The organism is Agrobacterium sp. CMT1, assembly GCF_037203725.1.
Classification (GTDB): domain Bacteria; phylum Pseudomonadota; class Alphaproteobacteria; order Rhizobiales; family Rhizobiaceae; genus Agrobacterium; species Agrobacterium pusense.
The window spans coordinates 142,965-161,821 of sequence record NZ_JBBCAR010000013.1 but is presented as its reverse complement, the minus strand read 5'-3'; the positions used below and the strand labels follow the sequence as shown (position 1 = coordinate 161,821).

Annotated in this window: 20 protein-coding genes and 1 tRNA gene; 11 read left to right on the top strand and 10 right to left on the bottom strand. The window is 60.8% G+C overall.

Translation table 11 applies throughout. The features are described from left to right. Positions 1-93: 93 nt before the first annotated feature. Entirely contained in the window at positions 94-726 is a 633-nt protein-coding gene (gene cmk, locus WA845_RS15870; protein ID WP_004437829.1) for a (d)CMP kinase, read from the bottom strand. 226 nt (positions 727-952) lie between these two features. Here cmk and WA845_RS15865 point away from each other — a divergent pair, with 226 nt between their 5' ends. Beyond that, the gene (locus WA845_RS15865) at positions 953-1,339 is read left to right on the top strand and encodes a TIGR02300 family protein (protein ID WP_004437826.1); all 387 of its coding nucleotides are present in this window, start codon (positions 953-955) and stop codon (positions 1,337-1,339) included. A gap of 152 nt (positions 1,340-1,491) precedes the next feature. Next, positions 1,492-1,567, top strand: a tRNA-Ala gene (locus tag WA845_RS15860). 75 nt (positions 1,568-1,642) lie between these two features. On the opposite strand, the gene WA845_RS15855 is transcribed toward WA845_RS15860, so the two are convergent. Further along, the gene (locus tag WA845_RS15855; RefSeq protein ID WP_112555384.1) at positions 1,643-2,143 is read right to left on the bottom strand and encodes a thermonuclease family protein; all 501 of its coding nucleotides are present in this window, start codon (positions 2,141-2,143) and stop codon (positions 1,643-1,645) included. A 75-nt stretch (positions 2,144-2,218) separates the two neighbouring features. Next, positions 2,219-2,593, bottom strand: coding sequence for a PAS domain-containing protein (locus WA845_RS15850; RefSeq protein ID WP_006698082.1), 375 nt, complete (start codon positions 2,591-2,593; stop codon positions 2,219-2,221). Between the two features lie 207 nt (positions 2,594-2,800). On the opposite strand from WA845_RS15850, the gene WA845_RS15845 reads away from it, so the two are divergent. The 7 genes from WA845_RS15845 to WA845_RS15815 all read left to right on the top strand — a co-directional run bounded on the left by WA845_RS15845 (position 2,801) and on the right by WA845_RS15815 (position 8,199). After that, positions 2,801-3,703, top strand: coding sequence for an NUDIX hydrolase (locus WA845_RS15845; RefSeq protein WP_112555437.1), 903 nt, complete (start codon positions 2,801-2,803; stop codon positions 3,701-3,703). Positions 3,704-3,772: 69 nt separating this feature from the next. Then, positions 3,773-4,744, top strand: coding sequence for a quinolinate synthase NadA (nadA, locus tag WA845_RS15840; RefSeq protein WP_162719225.1), 972 nt, complete (start codon positions 3,773-3,775; stop codon positions 4,742-4,744). Next, positions 4,741-6,306: an L-aspartate oxidase gene (locus WA845_RS15835; RefSeq protein ID WP_112555380.1), complete on the top strand. Its 1,566-nt coding sequence runs from the start codon at positions 4,741-4,743 to the stop codon at positions 6,304-6,306. Before nadA ends, WA845_RS15835 begins: the two co-directional genes overlap by 4 nt. Before the next feature lies 1 nt (position 6,307). Then, the gene (gene nadC / locus WA845_RS15830) at positions 6,308-7,165 is read left to right on the top strand and encodes a carboxylating nicotinate-nucleotide diphosphorylase (protein WP_044459454.1); all 858 of its coding nucleotides are present in this window, start codon (positions 6,308-6,310) and stop codon (positions 7,163-7,165) included. A 135-nt stretch (positions 7,166-7,300) separates the two neighbouring features. Beyond that, positions 7,301-7,552 (top strand): GlsB/YeaQ/YmgE family stress response membrane protein, encoded by a 252-nt coding sequence (locus WA845_RS15825; RefSeq protein WP_004437812.1) that lies wholly within the window; start codon positions 7,301-7,303, stop codon positions 7,550-7,552. A gap of 12 nt (positions 7,553-7,564) precedes the next feature. Continuing rightward, positions 7,565-7,990 (top strand): DUF3597 domain-containing protein, encoded by a 426-nt coding sequence (locus tag WA845_RS15820; protein WP_004437809.1) that lies wholly within the window; start codon positions 7,565-7,567, stop codon positions 7,988-7,990. A gap of 20 nt (positions 7,991-8,010) precedes the next feature. Beyond that, positions 8,011-8,199, top strand: coding sequence for a hypothetical protein (locus WA845_RS15815; RefSeq protein WP_004437805.1), 189 nt, complete (start codon positions 8,011-8,013; stop codon positions 8,197-8,199). 85 nt (positions 8,200-8,284) lie between these two features. Here WA845_RS15815 and cydX read toward each other — a convergent pair whose 3' ends face one another. From cydX to WA845_RS15780, 7 genes are all read right to left on the bottom strand, one after another. Then, positions 8,285-8,407 (bottom strand): cytochrome bd-I oxidase subunit CydX, encoded by a 123-nt coding sequence (gene cydX, locus WA845_RS15810; protein ID WP_006698088.1) that lies wholly within the window; start codon positions 8,405-8,407, stop codon positions 8,285-8,287. Between the two features lie 22 nt (positions 8,408-8,429). Further along, positions 8,430-9,587, bottom strand: coding sequence for a cytochrome d ubiquinol oxidase subunit II (gene cydB, locus WA845_RS15805; RefSeq protein WP_035207590.1), 1,158 nt, complete (start codon positions 9,585-9,587; stop codon positions 8,430-8,432). Between the two features lie 6 nt (positions 9,588-9,593). Beyond that, entirely contained in the window at positions 9,594-11,171 is a 1,578-nt protein-coding gene (locus WA845_RS15800) for a cytochrome ubiquinol oxidase subunit I (protein WP_006698090.1), read from the bottom strand. Positions 11,172-11,239: 68 nt separating this feature from the next. Beyond that, positions 11,240-12,925, bottom strand: coding sequence for an amino acid ABC transporter ATP-binding/permease protein (locus tag WA845_RS15795; protein WP_112555378.1), 1,686 nt, complete (start codon positions 12,923-12,925; stop codon positions 11,240-11,242). Further along, a complete protein-coding gene (gene cydD, locus WA845_RS15790; RefSeq protein ID WP_443111968.1) occupies positions 12,922-14,709 on the bottom strand; it encodes a thiol reductant ABC exporter subunit CydD in 1,788 nt (595 codons plus the stop codon). The genes WA845_RS15795 and cydD overlap by 4 nt, the downstream gene beginning before the upstream one ends. 13 nt (positions 14,710-14,722) lie before the next feature. Next, positions 14,723-15,301 carry a GbsR/MarR family transcriptional regulator gene (locus WA845_RS15785; protein ID WP_004437788.1) on the bottom strand — a complete coding sequence of 193 codons (579 nt, stop codon included), beginning with the start codon at positions 15,299-15,301 and terminating at the stop codon, positions 14,723-14,725. Positions 15,302-15,760: 459 nt separating this feature from the next. After that, complete coding sequence (locus WA845_RS15780; protein WP_022563448.1) at positions 15,761-16,792, bottom strand: L-idonate 5-dehydrogenase; 1,032 nt, start codon at positions 16,790-16,792, stop codon at positions 15,761-15,763. Positions 16,793-17,006: 214 nt separating this feature from the next. Here WA845_RS15780 and WA845_RS15775 point away from each other — a divergent pair, with 214 nt between their 5' ends. Further along, complete coding sequence (locus WA845_RS15775) at positions 17,007-17,762, top strand: SDR family oxidoreductase (protein WP_044459459.1); 756 nt, start codon at positions 17,007-17,009, stop codon at positions 17,760-17,762. Between the two features lie 85 nt (positions 17,763-17,847). Next, positions 17,848-18,741, top strand: coding sequence for an NAD(P)-dependent oxidoreductase (locus WA845_RS15770; protein ID WP_112555374.1), 894 nt, complete (start codon positions 17,848-17,850; stop codon positions 18,739-18,741). Positions 18,742-18,857 lie beyond the last annotated feature (116 nt).

The window sequence follows — 18,857 nt, the reverse complement described above, 5'->3', positions numbered from 1 at the left end:
GCCCGCCTTTTCAAAAGGCTTTCCGGCGCAAGGACATGTCTTCGGGCAATTCCTGACTAAACGCAGACGGCAGGAAGCCGTTCCGCGAAAAACCTATCTCTTCAGAGCGGCGTCGATGATCGTGCGCGCGGCCTGAAACGCCGCCTCTATACTCATTTCCGACGTATCTAGCAAGTGTGCGTCTTCCGCCGGCTTCAGCGGACTGTCGGCGCGGCCCATGTCGCGCTCGTCGCGTTTTTTCACCTCGGCGAAAATGGCATCATAATCCGCGGTGCCGCCATTGGCCAGAATCTCATCGTAGCGCCGGCGCGCCCGCACGTCGGCAGAGGCGGTGACATATAGCTTCACTGGCGCATCCGGGCATACTACCGTGCCGATATCGCGGCCATCGAGAACCGTACCCGGCTCCCTCAAGGCAAAACGCTGCTGCGCCATCACGAGCGCCCGCCTCACCGGCGTCATCACCGCAATCCTCGACGCGGCTTCGCCAATATCGTGCCGGGACAGGACGGAGCGGTCGAGCCCCGCAAGATCGACCTCCAGGGCGACCTTCTCCGCCACGGCCTCGTCATCCAGCGGCAGGCCCGCGTCCAGAAGCGCCTTCGCTGTCGCCCTGTAGGTCAGCCCGGTATCGAGATGATGAAAACCGTAGGCTTCCGCGATCTTTCGCGACAGGGTTCCCTTGCCCGCCGCAGCCGGCCCGTCTATGGCGATCGTGAAGGTCATTAAGCTTTCCGCCTGTGCATCTGTTATTCATATAATAGAGTGCGACACGCCTTACGATTTATATCAGCATTCCCGCACAGGGGTTGCGCCAAGGCAGGAGGCACCCGAAGTTTGTCTTTGACACGAAAGAGCGCAACGATTAAGGGGACCGGCTATAAATTTTACCGTCTATGCCGGTTTTACGGCGTACACACCGAAACTCATTCGACAATTTGAGGCTTAGACAGTGGCAAAAGCGGAACTTGGTACCAAGCGCACAGACCCCGATACCGGCAAGAAGTTCTACGATCTGAACCGCGATCCGGTCGTTTCTCCTTACACCGGCAAGTCCTGGCCGCTCTCCTTCTTCGAGGAAAGCACAGCTCAGGCAAAGCTCGAGCAGGCTGAAGAAGAGGATGTAGCGGAAGTCGATACCGAAAACACGGAAGTCGAACTCGTGTCGCTGGAAGATGCCGACGGCGACAACAGCGGCGACGATATCCCTGATCTCGGCGACGACGATGACGTTGAAATCGACGACGACGACGACACCTTCCTGGAAACCGACGACGAAGATGACGACGACGACATGTCCGGCATCATCGGCGTATCGGGCGACGACGAAGAAGCTTGATTTTATTCGACAATTCGGCCCGACGACAAAAAAATGACGCCGGGCCGTTTTTTATGCTTGCACTCGTCGGAAAGCCGCAGTAGTAAGCCGCCACCGAACGGAACAACAACCGCTTCGGTTCCCGGAACCGGAAGAAATGCCGGAACCCTTATGGGGCTATAGCTCAGCTGGGAGAGCGCTTGCATGGCATGCAAGAGGTCAGCGGTTCGATCCCGCTTAGCTCCACCAAATTTCCCAAGATAAAATTCATCACGTCAGTAAAATCTGGATCGTGCGACCTTCAGTCCCACCTCACGCGGCCATCTATCGCAATAACGCCCGCACATCCTGTCCGTTGATACGGCATTCCAGAGAACGGAGCGCACCGCTCTCCTCCACCACGCGACATTCAATATATCTGCCGCGCAAACGGTTCTCCAGCGCTTTGAAGGCATTGAGGCCGCAGGCATAACGGCGGCCGTCCGGGGTGGTGCAGACACGGTTTCTCTCCACCTCCTCCACGCCTGCGAGGCGGAACTCCTCGTTTTTGAAGGTGAAGCGGCTGCTGGAGATAACGCGAAGGCGCTGGTCGGCATGCATCTTCAGCGGGAAGGGATCCGGCGGGGTCGGAACGCGCTCGTATTCCTGCCGGATGGGGTCAACCCGTACGGGCGAGGTGGTCCACAGCTGTTCGGTGTTCGGCGCAAGTCCTGCCGAGGCGGAGGCAGTCTCGCCATTGACGAGCGAGGCAATACGCATGCCGGCTATGGCGACGCCTATGACCAGGACGATCTGAAACAGCAAAATTGCGACCTGCCGGACCATGTCACCGCAAAATCAAAAACAATGAACAAAATAAAATCGGCCTGACGTCCCCTTGCGAGAGGCCACGGCCGCCCATCACATCAATAGAAGCTTGCCTGCGCTGATATCCCTGACCGTGCCCATGGCCATGATCGGAAGCCGATCGCTGTCGAGGATCACGCGTCCTGTTGTCCGCAGCCAGCGAAAACCACCAGAGGTGAGCTGGATACGATATTCCTGATCGTAAAACACGCCGTTCGTCAGCGAATTATAGACCGCTTCAGCCACACGCGCCCGGGAGCCGCTTTCGATTTGCGCAATGAAATCCTCTACCGGGATACCGCGGGCGGCCTTTTCCGGGCGAACCTCCCGCAGGCGCGCGGCCACGGCATCCAGATAAACCAGATTTTGCCCAATGTTCCAGGTGTAGTAACCCACAAGTGTCTCTTCGAGAGATATGTTCTTCAACATCGGCCTTCAACAGTCTGAGATGCTTGTGGCGGGTCTCTACCATAATGGACGATAAACGGCTAACCACAAGAATTCATTCTTTTGTCTGATATAGTATCTTTTTTGGCCGGTCGCTTATCGACAGGCCATTTCGGCAGCCATGTTGGCGAAGCGATCTTCCTGTGCCAAAGAAGGTTGACCTTGCCGCCACAGATCACAGGAGCCGCCGTGACCATCGGGCTTGCCCATGCCGAACTCATTGCCGTCGTCACCGCCATTACCGGAGATGAACCGCGCGTGATGACCGTTCGGGCGGGGGCGGCGCTTCCTTCGGGACCCTTCGAATTCGGTCACAGGACGCTTCAAAGCGGCTTGCGGGAATGGATTCACGAGCAGACGCATCATCCCGTCGGTTATCTCGAGCAGCTCTACACCTTCGCCGATCGCGACCGAAACAACGATATTCCGGGCGGCAGAACCATCTCCATCGGCTATCTGGGACTTGTCCGCGAACAGGAGGCGATGGACGGCAAACGTCCTTTCTGGCACGGGTGGTACGATTACTTCCCGTGGGAAGACCATCGCCAAGGACACCCCGCGGTTCTCGCCAGCATCATCGAGAAGCTGCGGGCATGGGCGGATTCCGACCCAACCTGTAAAAGCCAGCGCCACTTGCGGGCCGATTTTACCTTCGGCCTCGACGGCGGCGGCTGGAACGAGGAACTCACCCTTCAGCGCTATGAGCTGCTGTATGAGGCGGGGCTGGTTGAGGAAGCGCAGGCCGAACCCCGGATCAATTTCGGAAGGCCGATGTTCGCCGATCACCGCCGCATCCTCGCCACCGGAATTGCCCGGTTGAGGGCCAAAATCAAATACCGGCCGGTGGTATTCGAACTGATGGCCGATACCTTCACGCTGCTGCAATTGCAGCGCGCCGTCGAGGCGTTGGCCGGGCTGACGCTGCACAAGCAGAATTTTCGACGGCTGATCGAACAGCAGCAACTGGTGGAAGAAACCGGCGACATGGCTACGGAAACCGGCGGACGACCGGCAAAGCTTTTCCGCTTCCGCCAGACCGTCCTCGATGAACGCGCCCTTTCCGGAACGAAACTGCCGCTCTCCCGCAATTGACATATACTCACAATGAGAATATCTCTTCGTTCTAGATATACTCAAAACGAGCATAAATGGGAGAGCATCGTGATCGAGCAGATTTCCGCCGCAAGCCTTTACGACCGCGTCGCCCGCGTCATCCCCAAGGCCGAATGGATGGGTTTCCAGGACGATGTGGAGGCGATCCTTGAGTTGAAGCGCAAGCGTAATGCCGTCATCCTCGCCCATAATTACCAGACACCTGAAATATTCCATGGTGTCGCCGATATCGTCGGCGACAGCCTTGCCCTTGCCCGCAAGGCGATGGAGGTGGAGGCGGATGTCATCGTTCTCGCCGGCGTGCATTTCATGGCCGAGACGGCGAAGCTGCTCAATCCGAGAAAGACCGTGCTCATTCCGGATATGGCTGCCGGCTGTTCGCTTGCCGATTCCATCACGCCGGAGGATATCGCCCTCCTGAGAAAGGCCTATCCCGGCGTGCCTGTTGTGACCTATGTGAACACGTCCGCCGAAGTGAAGGCGGCGTCCGATATCTGCTGCACGTCGGGTAATGCCCGCCAGGTGGTGGAATCGCTCGGCGTGCCGCGCGTCTTGATGCTGCCGGATGAATATCTGGCGAAGAACGTGGCCATGGAAACCAATGTCGAACTGATCGCCTGGCGCGGCCATTGCGAAGTGCACGAGCTTTTCACCGCCGATGACATCAGGGAGCTGCGGGAAAGCCATCCCGGCGTGATCGTACTGGCGCATCCCGAATGTCCGCCTGAGGTTGTCGAGGCCGCGGATTTTTCCGGCTCTACCGCCGTCATGTCCGACTATGTCGGTCGTGAGCGCCCCGCCCGCGTGGTGCTTCTGACGGAGTGCTCGATGAGCGACAATGTCGCCGTGCATCACCCGGACGTCGAATTTATCCGCCCGTGCAATCTCTGCCCGCACATGAAACGCATCACGCTCGGAAATATCCGCACAGCCCTTGAGGAAAACCGCCACGAAGTGACTGTCGATCAGGCCATCGCCGCCGCCGCCCGTCGCGCGGTGGAAAGGATGCTGGAAGTATGAGCGAGCGCTTGCCGCAGCAGGACTGGACGGCCATCGTCGGCAGCGGCATTGCCGGCCTGATGGCGGCGCTGACACTTGCGCCGCAGCCCGTGCTCCTTCTGACACGTGGTGCGCTTGGCGGCGAAACGTCGAGCGCCTGGGCGCAGGGCGGCATTGCCGCAAGCCTCGGTCCCGATGACAGCGTCGCGCTGCATCTTGCCGATACGCTCGCCGCAGGAGACGGTCTCTGCGATGCGGAAATGGCCGCCGATATCGTTTCCGCCGCCCCTGCTGTCATCGAGGCGCTGGAGCAGGCCGGGGTGCGCTTCGACCGGGATGCCGATGGCAGGCCCATCTTCGGGCTGGAGGCCGCCCACAGCCGAAGGCGCATCCTGCACGCCGAGGGCGACGGTTCGGGCGCGGCCATCGTCAGGGCTCTCGCCGCCGCCGTTCTGCGCACACCGTCGATCACGGTTCTTGAAGGCACAGAAGTGCGCCGGCTGCTGACACAGGACGGCGCGATTGCGGGCCTCGCCTGCGCCGGACCGAAAGGCGGCTTCGTTCTGCCGGCAACGCGGGTGGTTCTCGCCACCGGCGGCCTCGGCGGCCTCTACGAGGCCACGACCAATCCTTCCGGCAATTTCGGACAGGGCATCATGCTGGCCGCCCGCGCTGGCGCAATTCTTGCCGACATGGAATTCGTACAGTTCCATCCGACGGCGCTTTCTTCAGCGCGGCGGCCGCTGGCGCTGGTCAGCGAGGCGGTGCGGGGCGAAGGCGCACTTCTCCTCAACGAAAGCGGTGAAAGGTTCATGGCCCCTGTTCCCGGCGCGGAACTCGCCTCCCGCGACGTCGTCGCACGCGCGATAGATCGTGAAATCCTGCGCGGCGGCAGGGTGTTTCTTGACGCCCGCAAGGCCCTTGGCTCCGGCTTTTCCGCCCGGTTTCCTGCAATCGACCTGCTCTGCCGGGAGGCTGGAATAGATCCGGCCCGTGAACTGGTCCCCGTCCGCCCTGCCGTGCACTATCATATGGGCGGCATTGCCACGGACGGCAGAGGCCGAAGTTCGGTGCCGGGCCTGTGGGTCGCCGGCGAGGCCGCCTGCACGGGGCTTCACGGCGCCAACCGGCTGGCCAGCAATTCCCTGCTGGAAGCTGCCGCAATGGGTATGCGTGCGGCGCAGGATATCGCCACCCAGCCCTCGTTCGCACCTCCGAGTACCACCGCTTCTGCAGCCCGCACGGTGAACCATCCTGCCGCCGATCCCGCCACCGTCCGCGCCATTATATCCCGACATCTCGGTATCGTCAGACATGCGGCGGGCCTAACCGAGGCGATCCGGGATTTACTGCCGCTCGTGGAGGGAAAGGGCCCGGCATCCGATCCCGCCCTCGTGGGTCTGGCGATCGCTGTTTTTGCCGCCTTGCGGACGGAATCGCGCGGAGCGCATTTCCGCGATGATTTTCCTGGGAAGGATGCGACGGCGACGAGGCGTCGCCTGAGCATGGCAGAGGTGATTGACCTTGCCCATGCCCTTTCCTCGACCAGCCCCTCCTCTTCCAGCTTCGCACGGACCGCCTGACATGACCCTTGCCCCCCTGCCCCGCCTCATCATCGAACCGCTGGTCCGTAACGCCCTTCTGGAAGACCTGGGCCTTGCTGGCGACGTCACTTCTACCGCCGTCATTCCCGCCGATCACCGGTCGGTCGTCGTCATGGCGGCACGCGAAGAGGGTGTCGTCGCCGGGCTTGATGCTGCGGAACTGGCCTTCCAGCTCGTGGACCCGGCCATCACGATAGAGCGGAACGTGCAGGATGGAGCTTCCGTCGCACCGGGCGACACCGTCGCAACGATCAGGGGGCCTTCACGCGGGCTTTTGACGGCAGAGCGTACGGCTTTGAATTTCCTCGGCCACCTGTCGGGTATCGCCTCCGTCACGGCTAAGATCGTCGCGGCCATCGCCGGGACCAATGCTTCGGTCGCCTGCACCCGCAAGACCACACCAGGCCTCCGGGCACTGGAAAAATACGCCGTGCGCGCCGGCGGCGGCATGAACCACCGTTTTGCACTCTATGACGCTGTTCTCATCAAGGACAACCACATCGCCGTGGCGGGCAGCGTGCGTGACGCGATCCGCCGTGCAAAAAAGGGTGTCGGCCATCTCGTCAAGATAGAAGTCGAGGTGGACACGCTTTCACAGTTGCGCGAGGCGATGGATGAAGGTGTCGATGCGGTTCTTCTCGACAATATGACGCCTGAACAGCTGCGCGAAGCGGTGAAAATCGTCGCCGGTCGTGCCATTACCGAAGCGTCCGGGCGCATCACTCCACAGACGGCTGCGGCCATCGCCGCCACGGGCGTCGACCTCATCTCCATCGGCTGGCTGACCCACAGCGCGCCGGTTCTGGATATCGGACTGGATTTCGAGAGCAAAAATTGAAGCCTGCACGCGGCACGGAACAAATTTTCCGCGCCATCGTTATTATTCCGCCTGGGGTCGATTCAAGGCGGGGGGACGTGCGCACAAAGCGGGTCCATATGCCTTTTGACCTCTCTTAGAAAGGAAAGGCCTGTTATGGAAGACGCACAAGTTGGCTGGATTGCAGCAATCATCATTGGCGGCGTAGCTGGTTGGCTCGCCGAACAGTTCATGAAAAGCAATATGGGTGTTTTCATGAACATTATCCTTGGCATCGTCGGTGCCATCGTCGCCAATTTCCTTCTGGGACTGGTGGGCGTTTCGCTCGGCGGCTGGATTGGCTATCTCATTGCCGGTTTCATCGGCGCCTGCATTCTTATTGCCGTCGGGCGTGCATTTCGCCGCTAAGGGGAGGACAGAATGAGCTTTTTCGACAAGATCAAGAACGCGATTTTCGGCAAGGCGGAAGCCGCCCCACAGACTTCGGCTCCGGCCGGCACGCCGACGGGCACTGCCAGCACAACTGCAGCAGCCCCTGCCGCACCGGCTTCACCTGCACCGACAACGGCGGCACCGGCTTCTACCGGCAACGTCGATGTAGCGTCCATCCTGGATGCGGCGGTCAAGAAAAACGGCCAGAAGCTGGACTGGAAGCACTCCATCGTCGACCTTCTCAAGGCCCTCGACCTCGACAGCAGCCTGACCGCCCGAAAGGAACTCGCCAGCGAACTCGGTTACACCGGCGATACCTCGGATTCGGCGACCATGAACATCTGGCTGCACAAGGCCGTCATCAAGAAACTTTCCGAAAACGGCGGCAAGGTTCCGGCCGAACTTCTGGACTGAACCGATAAACGGAGGCCGCCATGGACGACTATTCCAGCTTGAGGGAGCAGATCGGTCGCGATCTCGACACCCTGCAGGGAACGGAGAACCCGAAATCGATCTTCGAAATCGCCGACGATTACCTTTTGGGAGATCCGGGTCTGAAGCGAACCATCGTCGAAGACATTATCAAGGAAGAAGCGGACAAGCGCGGTATTGCTATCCACTGAAGCAGCGCCTAGCAGGCACCGGCCTTAAAAAAGGGGCGTCATCCGGTTTGGATGCCGCCCCTTTCGTGTCGCGCACATCAAGCCGCTATCTATCCAGCTTGGCTTCGGCCTTTTTCGCGTTTTCTTCCATCAACTCATACCACATCGCATTCATGACGGCGAAGATGGCGGCGAGAGGCAGGCCGAGCAGCCAGGCGAAGTACCACATGTTCGATCTCCTTCTTTCTTGATCAATAAGCATGACCGCTCTCATCGCGGATCGCCTTTTCATCCACCTTGCCCCACAGCACCCGATAGACCCACGAGGTGTAAGCGACGATGATCGGGATGAAGATGAGGGCGACGACCAGCATGATGAACAGCGTCATATGGCTGGAAGACGCGTCCCACACCGTCAGGCTCGATTTCGGATCGACCGAAGACGGAAGGATGAAAGGAAACATCGTGAGGCCCACCGTCGAGATGATGCCGAAGATTGCGAGCGAACTGGCAAGCAGCGCCATCACCTCCCGGCGCAGCGTCAACAACAGCAATGCGACGAGCGGAAAAACAAGGCCGAGGGCCGGCGCCAGCATCATCCATGGATGCGCTGCATAATTGGAGAACCAGACCCCGGTTGCAATCTCCACCGTCTTTGACAAGGGATTGGACGGTCCATCGGTCACGACTTCCGAGGTGAAGCGATAACCATCGATACCAAGCCACAGAAGAACGCCGCCAAGCGCGAAGAGAACGGTGGTGGCAAGTGCGGCGACGGAGCCGAAACTGCGGGCGCGGGCCGCCACCGGACCATCCGTTTTCAGTACCAGCCATGCGGCGCCATGCATGACCAGCATGGCGACGGATACAAGCCCGCAGAGAATGGCGTAGGGGTTCAGAAGTTCAAACAGCGTCGTCCCGTCATAGAAAATCCTGAGATCGTCATTGAGGTGGAAGGGAACACCCTGCAGTACGTTGCCGATCGCCACGCCGAAGATAAGCGAAGGAACGAAGCCGCCGATGAAGAGCGCCCAGTCCCAGCCGGTGCGCCATGCGGTGCTCTCGCGCTTGGACCGATATTTGAAACCGACCGGCCGCAGGATTAGTGCAAACAGGGTGGCGAACATGGCCAGATAGAACCCCGAGAATGACACCGCATATAGCGGCGGCCAGGCCGCGAAGATCGCTCCGCCACCAAGGATGAGCCAGACCTGATTACCCTCCCAGACCGGGCCGATGGAATTGATGACGACACGCCGCTCCACATCCGTTTTCGCCACGAAGGGCAACAGCGCGCCGGTGCCGAGATCGAAACCGCCGGTCACGGCAAAACCGATCAGCACCACGCCAAGCAGCAGCCACCAGATGATGCGGAGGATTTCGTAGTCGATGAGTTGGTGCAATATCATGATCGTTTACTCCGCAGCGACGAGTTTTTCAGGAACGAGCGGCGCTTCCGGCTGATGGTCCGGATCGGGGCCCTTGCGGATCGCTTTCAACATCAGGCCCATCTCGACGATGAACAGCACCGTGTAGATGGCGATGAAGCACAGGAGCGTGATGAGGACAGTGGACGCGCTGAGACTGGAGACGGCGGCTGCGGTCGGCAACACGCCCTCGATGATCCATGGCTGGCGGCCGAACTCGGCCACGACCCAGCCCATTTCCGCCGCGATCCATGGCAGCGGAATGGCGAATACCGCCACCTTCAGCAGCAACGGGTAATGATCCAGCCGGCGGCGGGCCGAAAGATAGAAGAAGGTCGCGGTCAGAAGGATGAAGAACATGCCGAGACCAACCATGATGCGGAACGACCAGAAGAGCGTCGGCACATGCGGGATGGTATCCGCCGCCGCCTTGGCGATCTGCTCTTCGCTCGCCTGACGAGGATCGTCCACGTAGCGTTTCAGCAGCAGGGCGTAACCGAGCTCATGGCCGAGTTCCGCGAAGGTGCCGCGCACCTCTTCCGGCAATTCGGCGCCCTTGCCGGTGGCGCGAATCTGCATCAGGGCATCATAGGCCTTGATGCCGTCGCGGATGCGGGTTTTGGCCTGCTCCACGAGATCGTTGATACCGGGAATTTCCGTATCGAGCGAGCGTGTGCCGATGAGGCCCATGACCCACGGGATCTTCACGGCAAAATGTGTCTCGCGCGATTCCTGATCCGGAAAGCCGATGGCGGTGAACGGGGCCGGCGCAGGCTCCGTCTCCCACATGGCTTCGATAGAGGCGAGCTTCATCTTCTGGTGTTCGGTCGAAAGATAACCACTTTCATCACCCAGCACGACGACGGACAGCGCGGACGCCAGGCCGAATGAGGCAGCAACCGTCATCGAGCGTTTGGCAAGATCGACATGGCGGCCTTTCAGCACATACCAGGCGGAAACGCCGAGCACGAAGATGGATGCCGTGACATAACCGGCGGAAACCGTGTGAACGAACTTCGCCTGCGCCACCGGGTTGAACAGGACTTCAAAGAAGTCAGTTACTTCCATGCGCATGGTCTGGGGATTGAAGGCGGAGCCCGTGGGGTTCTGCATCCAGCCATTGGCGATCAATATCCAAAGCGCTGAGAAATTGGAGCCGAGCGCCACACACCATGTCGCGACGAGATGGCCGAGCTTCGACAGTTTATCCCAGCCGAAAAAGAACAGACCGACGAAGGTGGCTTCCAGGAAGAAGGCCATCATGCCCTCGATCGCCAACGGCGCACCGAAGATATCGCCGACATAATGGCTGTAATAACTCCAGTTCATACCGAACTGGAATTCCATGACGATGCCCGTGGAGACGCCCAGCACGAAATTGATACCGAACAGGGTGCCCCAGAATTTCGTCATCTGCCGCCAGATTGTGCGGCCGGTCATGACATAGACCGTTTCCATGATGGCGATCACCACCGACAGTCCGATCGTCAGGGGAACGAACAGAAAGTGATAGAGAGCCGTCACCGCAAATTGCAGGCGCGACAGCGCCACTATGTCGAGTTCCATGGTCTTATCCACCTTTTCCGGAAGGCCGGCCTTCCATTTGTAAGACGACGCCGGCTCTCAAAAAAATCTCAGTCCGGGCGCAATGTGTTCAGCACTACGCCGTATTCCGGAGTGCCGCTTTGACATTCATCAAATTGACGCCCCTCTTTCAGCACGACGATGCGGTCTGCGAATTCCGCCTCGCGGCGATTATGGGTGATGACCACGACGGTCCTGCCCTCCGCCGAGGCAAACAGGCGGGCAAGCACGTCGCGGGCGGTCTCGCCGTCCAGCCCTTCCGTCACCTCGTCGAGAAGCCAGAGGGGCTTGTCGGTGAGCAGGAAGCGGGCCAGCGCAAGCCGGCGCGACTGGCCGCCGGAAAGCCCCTGTCCCGCTTCGCCAAGCCTCGCCTCAAGCTGTCCCGGCATGGCCTTGACGTATTCGGCAAGGCCGGCCGCCGTGAGGACATCCCACAACTGGCTCTCGGTCGCGGCAGGATTTGCCAGCCTTAGATTGTCGGCGATGCTGTCGCGGAAGAGCTGGCTTCTCTGTGTCATAGGGCTGGACGGCAGCGCGCTGACCGAGCCTGCCGACGGCTGCAATTCGCCCGCCAGCAGCTGGATGAGGCTTGTCTTGCCCGCGCCGCTTGGACCGACGATCGCAAGCCTTTCTCCGGCGCAGATCTCAAGCTCGATACCCGTCAGCACTACGTTGCCTTCACGTTCGAGGCGCACGCCCTGAAGCTTGGCCGCAATGCCGCCAGCCGGCAGGGGCGGACAGTGCAACGCAGCTGCAGGCGCGAGCCGTGGTGCAATCCGGCGTGCGGAAAAAAGCGTTCGTCCCAGTTCCATCGCACCACGGCGCAGCGCCGTGAACGGCTCCAGCGCCGCCAGACAGACCAGCAGGCCAAGCGCCGCGGCGGGCGCACCGAGCTTTTCCTGCTCCGCCAGCCAGGCCACGCCGAGAAGCGTCGCGCTCAAAAGTACCGCCGTTGCAACACCGAAGGAAAACCCGGCATTCGTCTCAATGCGGTTCAAAGCTTCATCACAATCGAGCAGATAATCATCGGCCCGTTTCACCGCCTCGACCTGTGAGGCAAGCCGGCCGGCCACGAGCAGTTCCGCCTGCCCGCCGACAAGATCCGCCGCGCGAGCGCGTAGCGCCTCCAGACCGACCGCCCTGCGGCGCGAGAATTTCTCCGCCCGCACAGCTGCGCGCACCGCAATACCGAGGCCGGAAGCGACAAGAAACAATGCAGCCAGAAGACCGGCAAGCGGATCAATGAAAGCAAGCCCGATGCCGGTTGCGATCGCCGCAAGGGCCGCGACGGCCGCGGGAAGCAGCACACGCAGGTAGAGTGAATCCAGCGCATCGATATCCGCTGTCAGCCGGTTCAAAAGGCGCGCCGGCCTAGCCTGGAGATTTTTCGCCGCCTGCGGCGCGGCAAAACCGCGAAACAGCTTTTCCCGAAGTGCCGCGAGGATGGAAAGCGTGGCCTCGTGGGTCGTCATGCGCTCACCATACCGCGCGGCGGTGCGGGCCAGCGCAAGAAGGCGAATGGCGGCTGAAGGTGCAAAAACGTCGAAAGCATAAGCTGTCGCCGGAAGCAGGCCGGCAATGGCGGTGGCCGTGATAAACCAGCCGGATATGCCAAGCAGACCGATGCCTGCCAGCACTGTGGTCGCCGCCAGAACCGCACCGGCCAGCAACATGCCGCTCCGTGCCGACCAGAAGAGGGCGATAACGGGTTTCAATATGGCGAAGCGCGACATCATGAGGGATCTCCCGATCTCACCGCCGCCATATCCACGACCCTGTCCATGCGCGCGGCCAGCACCGGATCGTGGGTCGCGACGATCAACGTCCTTCCCTTTGCCAGTTGCAGCAGGTTTTCCGTAACGAGTTCGGCCGTCTCGCGGTCGAGATGCGCTGTCGGCTCATCGGCCAGAATGAGCCGTGCGGCGGGGTCGGCGAAGGCACGGGCAATGGCGAGCCGCACCGCTTCACCGCCGGAAATGCCATGGCCGCCATCTCCCACCGGCAGATGCCCGCGGGAAGACGACAATTGATCGAGGCCGGTGCTTTCGAGCGCCATTTTAACCCTGCTCCGCGTGATGCCGGCCCGGCCGAAGCGAATGTTCGCCTCCAGCGAGCCGGCTGTGAAAAACGGCTTCTGGCCAATCCACCCGATGGATTTGCGCAGTATGTCCGCCGTCTCATCGTCGAGTACGGTGCCGCCGATTTTTATCGTGCCGCCCTGGGCCTTGGCGAGCCCGGCAATAACGGAGAGCACCGTGGATTTGCCGCAACCGGAGGGTCCGAGAAGTGCCACTGTTTCACCCGCCCGGACATTGAAATCGAAATTTCGAAGCACGGGCGATGCACCGGGATAGGCGAAGGTCAGGTCATGCATATCCACGGTTGCCGGCGTCGCAACTGTCACGTCCGGCGCGTCCTTGCCCGTGCCTGCAATAGCCGCCCCACCCTTCGCCAGATTGTTGAGCGCGCCGAGCGCAGCCTCGCCGGCCGCCCGGTCGTGCCAGACGGCGGACAGTTCCCGCAGAGGCTCGAAAAATGCCGGCGCGAGAAGCAAGATGAAAAGACCTTCGGCAAGCGTCAGTTTCTGACCCCACGCGCCGAAATCGAGAAAGCCGAGCAGATGGAAACCGATGTAAACGGCCGTCATGGCGACGCCGAGCGCCGCGAAAAGCTCAAGCACTGCCGATGAGAGAAAGGCGATCCTGAGCACCGCCATCGTTCTCTTCTTGAGATTCTGCGCATCGGCGCTCAGGCGTGTGGCCGTTAGATCGACCGCTTCCAGCGCCCGAATCGTTTCCAGCCCGCGCAGCCGGTCGAGCAGGAAGGCGTTCATATTGCCGGCCTCAACAAGCTGCTTTTCACTGGCGGCCTTGGCCTGCCAGCCAATCAAAGCCATGAACAGCGGAATGGTCGGCATGGCAAGCAAAAGCACCAGCGCCGCGATCCAGCTGAACGGAAGGATGACGAGGGCATATGCCACGGGAACGATCGTTGCCTTCATCCTTGCCGGCTGAAAACGGGAAAGATAGGGCACCAGTGCTTCCGACGTTTCGGCGACGACAGCTGCCACCTCACCGGAAGCCGTTCGCGAGAGGTCGAGCGGGGAGACCCTGGCCAAGGCGTGGAGCGCTTCCAGCCGCCGCTGCGAAAGAGCCGCCCGCGCCATACGGAACGACATGCGCGCTGCGGTTTTTTCCAGAAGGGCCTTGAGGATACCGAGAAGAAAAATGGCGGCAGCCGGCGGCATGAGCGCCATCATTGGCGCACCATCAGCAATTTTTCCGACGGAAAAGGCAAGCAGACCCGCCTGTGGCAACCAGAACAGCGAAACGAGAGCATGCAGCAGGGAAGCCGACCTTGCCGCCCCCGGTGCGTGCATTTTTTGCGGGGTGGGCGCTTTATCGGCGAGGGGCTTGCCGCCAGGAATGGAAAAGACCCGCCGCGCACCGAGCGACAGTGCAACCGGCGCGGAACAGCCGTCATCGCGGCTGACGGCCAAGGGAGGGGTCTGGGAGGACATGGTCATGATCGCCTTAGCCGTCCTTTTTCGCGACGCGGGGCCGACCAAGGGAAACGATCTTGTCCTTGGCCTCCAGAAGCTTGGTGACTTTGGAGCCGAGCGCCAGAAGAGAAGCCAGCCGTTCCGTCTCCAGCCTTTTCACATCGTCATACCAACCCGTCAGCTGCTCGATCAGCGTCTTCATCTCATCGATACGCCTCTGCGCATGACGCTCATCTTCGTTTTCCGGCGTTTCCATCAGGATTTCCCGAAGCACGCTGAGGGTCGGATCGATTTCGCGTTTCTTGCGCTCCTCAGCAAGCGTTCGCAGGATGTGCCAGACATCCTCAGGCGTCGTAAAAAAATCACGCCTGTCTCCGGGGAAGTGCTTGAGGATTGCCAGATTCCAGGCTTGCAGTTCCTTGAGGCTCATCGACACGTTGGACCGCGAAATGCCGAGCGCCTCCACAATATCGTCCGCGCAGAGCGGCTGTGGCGATATGTAAAGCAGAGCATAGACTTGGCCGACAGTGCGGTTGATGCCCCAGCGGCTGCCCATCTCACCGAAATGCAGCACGAAGGACTGAACGAGCGGGGAGAGATTGGAAGACATTTCTCTTCTTTCTGAATTTTCAGTAATTTCTGAAATTTCGATAACGCAAAAAACGACTGGCGGCAAATCACCTTTTTGACCTGCGTCAAAATGTGCAAATGGGCAGAGACGACGCTGGTATAGACGGTCCTGGGTGCAGTCCGGGCAAAATATGCGGCAGTCGCGTTGGGGGGTATGACAGGCTGGAGCATTTGCTGGCGTCCGTCACTTTCCCTCCGTCATTCCGGCCTTGAGCCGGAATCCAGCCAGCCCAAGTCCTCGGGCCGCAAGGCCTCTCTCGTCGCGCAGACGCGTGTCGGCTGGATTCCGGCTCAAGGCCGGAACGAAGTCCCCGAAGCAGTCGATGATATCGATAACATCTTTACGAGTCGCCACGGCCAAGAACCCGCCGAAAAAATGGGCGGCAAGATGACCCGCCGCCAATCGAAACGTCGGCGTATTCGCGCGTAGAAACCTTGCTTACGAAAAAGCGATCTGAACCTTCATGGCGCGGCTGCGGTCGGAAGCGAATTCGAAGGCCGAGATGGCATCGGCGAGATCAACGGTCTGGGTGATGAAAGGTTTGACATCGATCAGGCCCTTTTGCATCAATTCAACGCCGGTTGCGAATTCCTCATGGAAGCGGAAGGAACCGCGCAGATCGAGTTCCTTGGCGGTGATCGCCATCATCGGCAAGCTCATATCGCCGCCAAGGCCAAGCTGGACGATGATGCCGCGCGGGCGAAGCGCCGCGATACCGCCGGCAAGCGCCACGGCGGCGCCTGAGCATTCATAGAGAATATCGAAGGTTCCCTTGTTCGCACCGTAGGCGGCAAGCGCGTCGGGCTCGTCCTTGCTATTGATGACGCGATCCGCACCCGCCTCACGCGCCTTGCCAAGCGTGAAATCGGAAAGATCGGTGGCGACGATCTCAGCTGCACCGGCGCGGCGCGCGGCCAGAATGGAGAGGATACCGATCGGGCCGCAGCCCGTGACAAGTACACGTTTTCCCAGCATATCACCGGCGCGGCGGGTGGCGTGCAGCGTTACCGCCAGCGGTTCCGCCATGGCGGCCTCACCGGCGCTCAGGCCATCGGCTGGCACGCATTGCAGGGCATCGGCCACCAGGACCTCGCGGAAGGCGCCCTGAATATGCGGGAAAGGCATGGCGCTGCCATAAAACCGCATGTTCAGGCACTGGTTGTGCAGGCCTTCCTGGCAGAAGCGGCAGGTTCGGCACGGGCGGGATGGCGAAACCGCAACCAGACCACCGATCTTCAGCCCATCGACGCCTTCGCCCAGTTCCTCAATGACGGCGGAGACCTCATGGCCCAGCACCATCGGTTCACGCAACCGCACGGCGCCGAAACCGCCATGATTGTAATAGTGCAGATCACTGCCGCAGATTCCGCCCCTGGCCAGACGGAGCCGCACCTCACCCGGTCCCGGCTTTTCCTCCGGCCGGTCTTCGATGCGCACATCCTTTGCCCCGTGGGCGACAATCGCTTTCATGACAACTCCCGTTCAAGCGCGCGCCATTATGGCGCATAAAATTCTTCATCCCATTGCTGCCGCAAGATGCGCCTCGATGCACCTTGTCAGTTCGCCACCCGCCCGATACGTACCGAAAGCGGGCGCATCAGCCTTGACATCCGCCCTCAAAGGGATGAATGTTATCGGTAACATATACTTTCAAGAATGCAATGTCGAGAGACTGGAGGAAACAGTGGGCCTTAATTTGTTCGATCTTTCCGGCCGCCGCGCCCTGATCACGGGTTCGTCCCAGGGCATCGGGTTGGCGCTGGCGCACGGGCTGGCGGAAGCAGGGGCGGAAGTGGTGCTGAACGGGCGCGATGAGGTGAAGCTGAAGGCAGCGGCAGCCAGCATCAAGGGTGCCAGAACGCTTGCCTTCGATGCTACCGATCACGGCGCGGTGCGCGAGGCGATCGACCGTTTCGAAGCGGAGGTCGGCGCCATCGATATCCTCGTCAACAATGCCGGTATGCAACACCGAACGCCGCTGGAGGATTTTCCGGCGGATGCCTTCGAGCGCCTGCTGCAAACCAACGTCGCCTCGGTGTTTCACGCCGGGCAGGCTGCCGCGCGCCACATGATCGGCCGCGGCCGTGGCAAGATCATCAACATCGCCAGCGTTCAGACCGCCCTTGCCCGCCCCGGCATCGCCCCCTACACCGCCACCAAGGGTGCCGTTGGCAACCTGACAAAAGGCATGGCGACGGACTGGGCCAAATATGGACTGCAGTGTAACGCCATTGCGCCCGGTTATTTCGACACCCCGCTCAACGCCGCCCTTGTTGCGGACGAGACCTTTTCGGCATGGCTTGAAAAGCGCACGCCGGCCGGTCGCTGGGGCAAGGTCGAAGAGCTCGTCGGCGCCTGCATTTTCCTGTCGTCCGATGCCTCATCCTTCGTGAACGGCCACATTCTCTACGTCGACGGCGGCATTACCGCCTCGCTTTGACACCCCAGGCCCGGATGGCCGGCTGCACCGCCATCCGGGCTTGAACGACGACACCACGACGCTTTGGGAGGAGGCCGTGACCACCATGACCGAGAAGAACAAAGTTGCACTGATCGGCGCAGGCGCCATGGGCGGGGCGATCGGGACACGGCTCATAGAGACCGGCAATCAGCTGACGGTTTTCGATCTGGATGCGGAAAAGGTGGCGGCACTGACGAGCCTCGGCGCGCAGAGCGCGAGCACAGCGGCGGAAGCAGCGTCGATTCCCGATGTGGTCATTCTCAGCCTCAATTCGCCGAAAATCGTTCGCATTGCCGTCTTCGGCAAGGATGGTGTCGCGGCGGGGGCCAAGCCCGGCACGCTCATCATCGACATGTCTTCCATCGATCCGGAAGCCACAAAGGAACTGGCAGCCGATGCCGCCGAAAAGGGCCTGCGCTGGGTGGACAGCCCGCTTTCGGGCGGCGCGCCCAAGGCGCTTGTCGGCCAACTGACGCTTATGGCGGGGGGCAGCGAAAAGGATGTGGCCGATGCGCATCGCGTGCTGCGACATGTGGCCAGCAATTACACTCATATGGGACCCTGCGGCGCAGGGCAGACCACGAAACTCATCAACCAGGTTCTGTGCGGTCTGAACTTCCTTGCTGTAGCGGAAGCGACGCAACTGGCGCTGGACGCCGGCGTCGATGCCGCAAAAATTCCGCAGGCACTGAAGGGTGGCCGCGCCGACAGCGCCATCCTGCAGGAGTACATGCCGCGTTACGTGGCCAGGGATTACCGCCGCACCGGCCGGATCGACAATATGGTGAAGGACCTGAACGGCGCGCAGGATCTCGCCCGACGCACCAACACGGCCATGCCGCTGACGGCTGTTTGCGCCGAGGTGCACCGGATGCTCACGGCAGCAGGGCTCGGTGGAGAGGACCAGGCAGCGCTTATGGAGTTTTTCAGCGGCGCAAAGCGAAGCTTTCCGGACTGATTGACCGGCAGACAGGGGATGGCAGGAGCCTGTTGATACAGTCCCTGCGAGCCATTGCGAAATTGTCTTTCAGGGAAGATGATCAGGCGAATCGGCACGGCAGTGGCCCCGATGAC

What these genes read in the sequence shown, in the direction of transcription:
- cydX (WP_006698088.1), bottom strand. Translation starts at nt 8,407, where the DNA reads ATGTGGTACTTCGCCTGGCTGCTCGGCCTGCCTCTCGCCGCCATCTTC.
- cydD (WP_443111968.1), bottom strand. Translation starts at nt 14,709, where the DNA reads ATGTCCTCCCAGACCCCTCCCTTGGCCGTCAGCCGCGATGACGGCTGT.
- WA845_RS15815 (WP_004437805.1), top strand. Translation starts at nt 8,011, where the DNA reads ATGGACGACTATTCCAGCTTGAGGGAGCAGATCGGTCGCGATCTCGAC.
- WA845_RS15820 (WP_004437809.1), top strand. Translation starts at nt 7,565, where the DNA reads ATGAGCTTTTTCGACAAGATCAAGAACGCGATTTTCGGCAAGGCGGAA.
- WA845_RS15800 (WP_006698090.1), bottom strand. Translation starts at nt 11,171, where the DNA reads ATGGAACTCGACATAGTGGCGCTGTCGCGCCTGCAATTTGCGGTGACG.
- cmk (WP_004437829.1), bottom strand. Translation starts at nt 726, where the DNA reads ATGACCTTCACGATCGCCATAGACGGGCCGGCTGCGGCGGGCAAGGGA.
- WA845_RS15835 (WP_112555380.1), top strand. Translation starts at nt 4,741, where the DNA reads ATGAGCGAGCGCTTGCCGCAGCAGGACTGGACGGCCATCGTCGGCAGC.
- WA845_RS15855 (WP_112555384.1), bottom strand. Translation starts at nt 2,143, where the DNA reads ATGGTCCGGCAGGTCGCAATTTTGCTGTTTCAGATCGTCCTGGTCATA.
- WA845_RS15770 (WP_112555374.1), top strand. Translation starts at nt 17,848, where the DNA reads ATGACCGAGAAGAACAAAGTTGCACTGATCGGCGCAGGCGCCATGGGC.
- nadC (WP_044459454.1), top strand. Translation starts at nt 6,308, where the DNA reads ATGACCCTTGCCCCCCTGCCCCGCCTCATCATCGAACCGCTGGTCCGT.
- WA845_RS15785 (WP_004437788.1), bottom strand. Translation starts at nt 15,301, where the DNA reads ATGTCTTCCAATCTCTCCCCGCTCGTTCAGTCCTTCGTGCTGCATTTC.
- WA845_RS15780 (WP_022563448.1), bottom strand. Translation starts at nt 16,792, where the DNA reads ATGAAAGCGATTGTCGCCCACGGGGCAAAGGATGTGCGCATCGAAGAC.
- WA845_RS15825 (WP_004437812.1), top strand. Translation starts at nt 7,301, where the DNA reads ATGGAAGACGCACAAGTTGGCTGGATTGCAGCAATCATCATTGGCGGC.
- cydB (WP_035207590.1), bottom strand. Translation starts at nt 9,587, where the DNA reads ATGATATTGCACCAACTCATCGACTACGAAATCCTCCGCATCATCTGG.
- WA845_RS15795 (WP_112555378.1), bottom strand. Translation starts at nt 12,925, where the DNA reads ATGATGTCGCGCTTCGCCATATTGAAACCCGTTATCGCCCTCTTCTGG.
- WA845_RS15850 (WP_006698082.1), bottom strand. Translation starts at nt 2,593, where the DNA reads ATGTTGAAGAACATATCTCTCGAAGAGACACTTGTGGGTTACTACACC.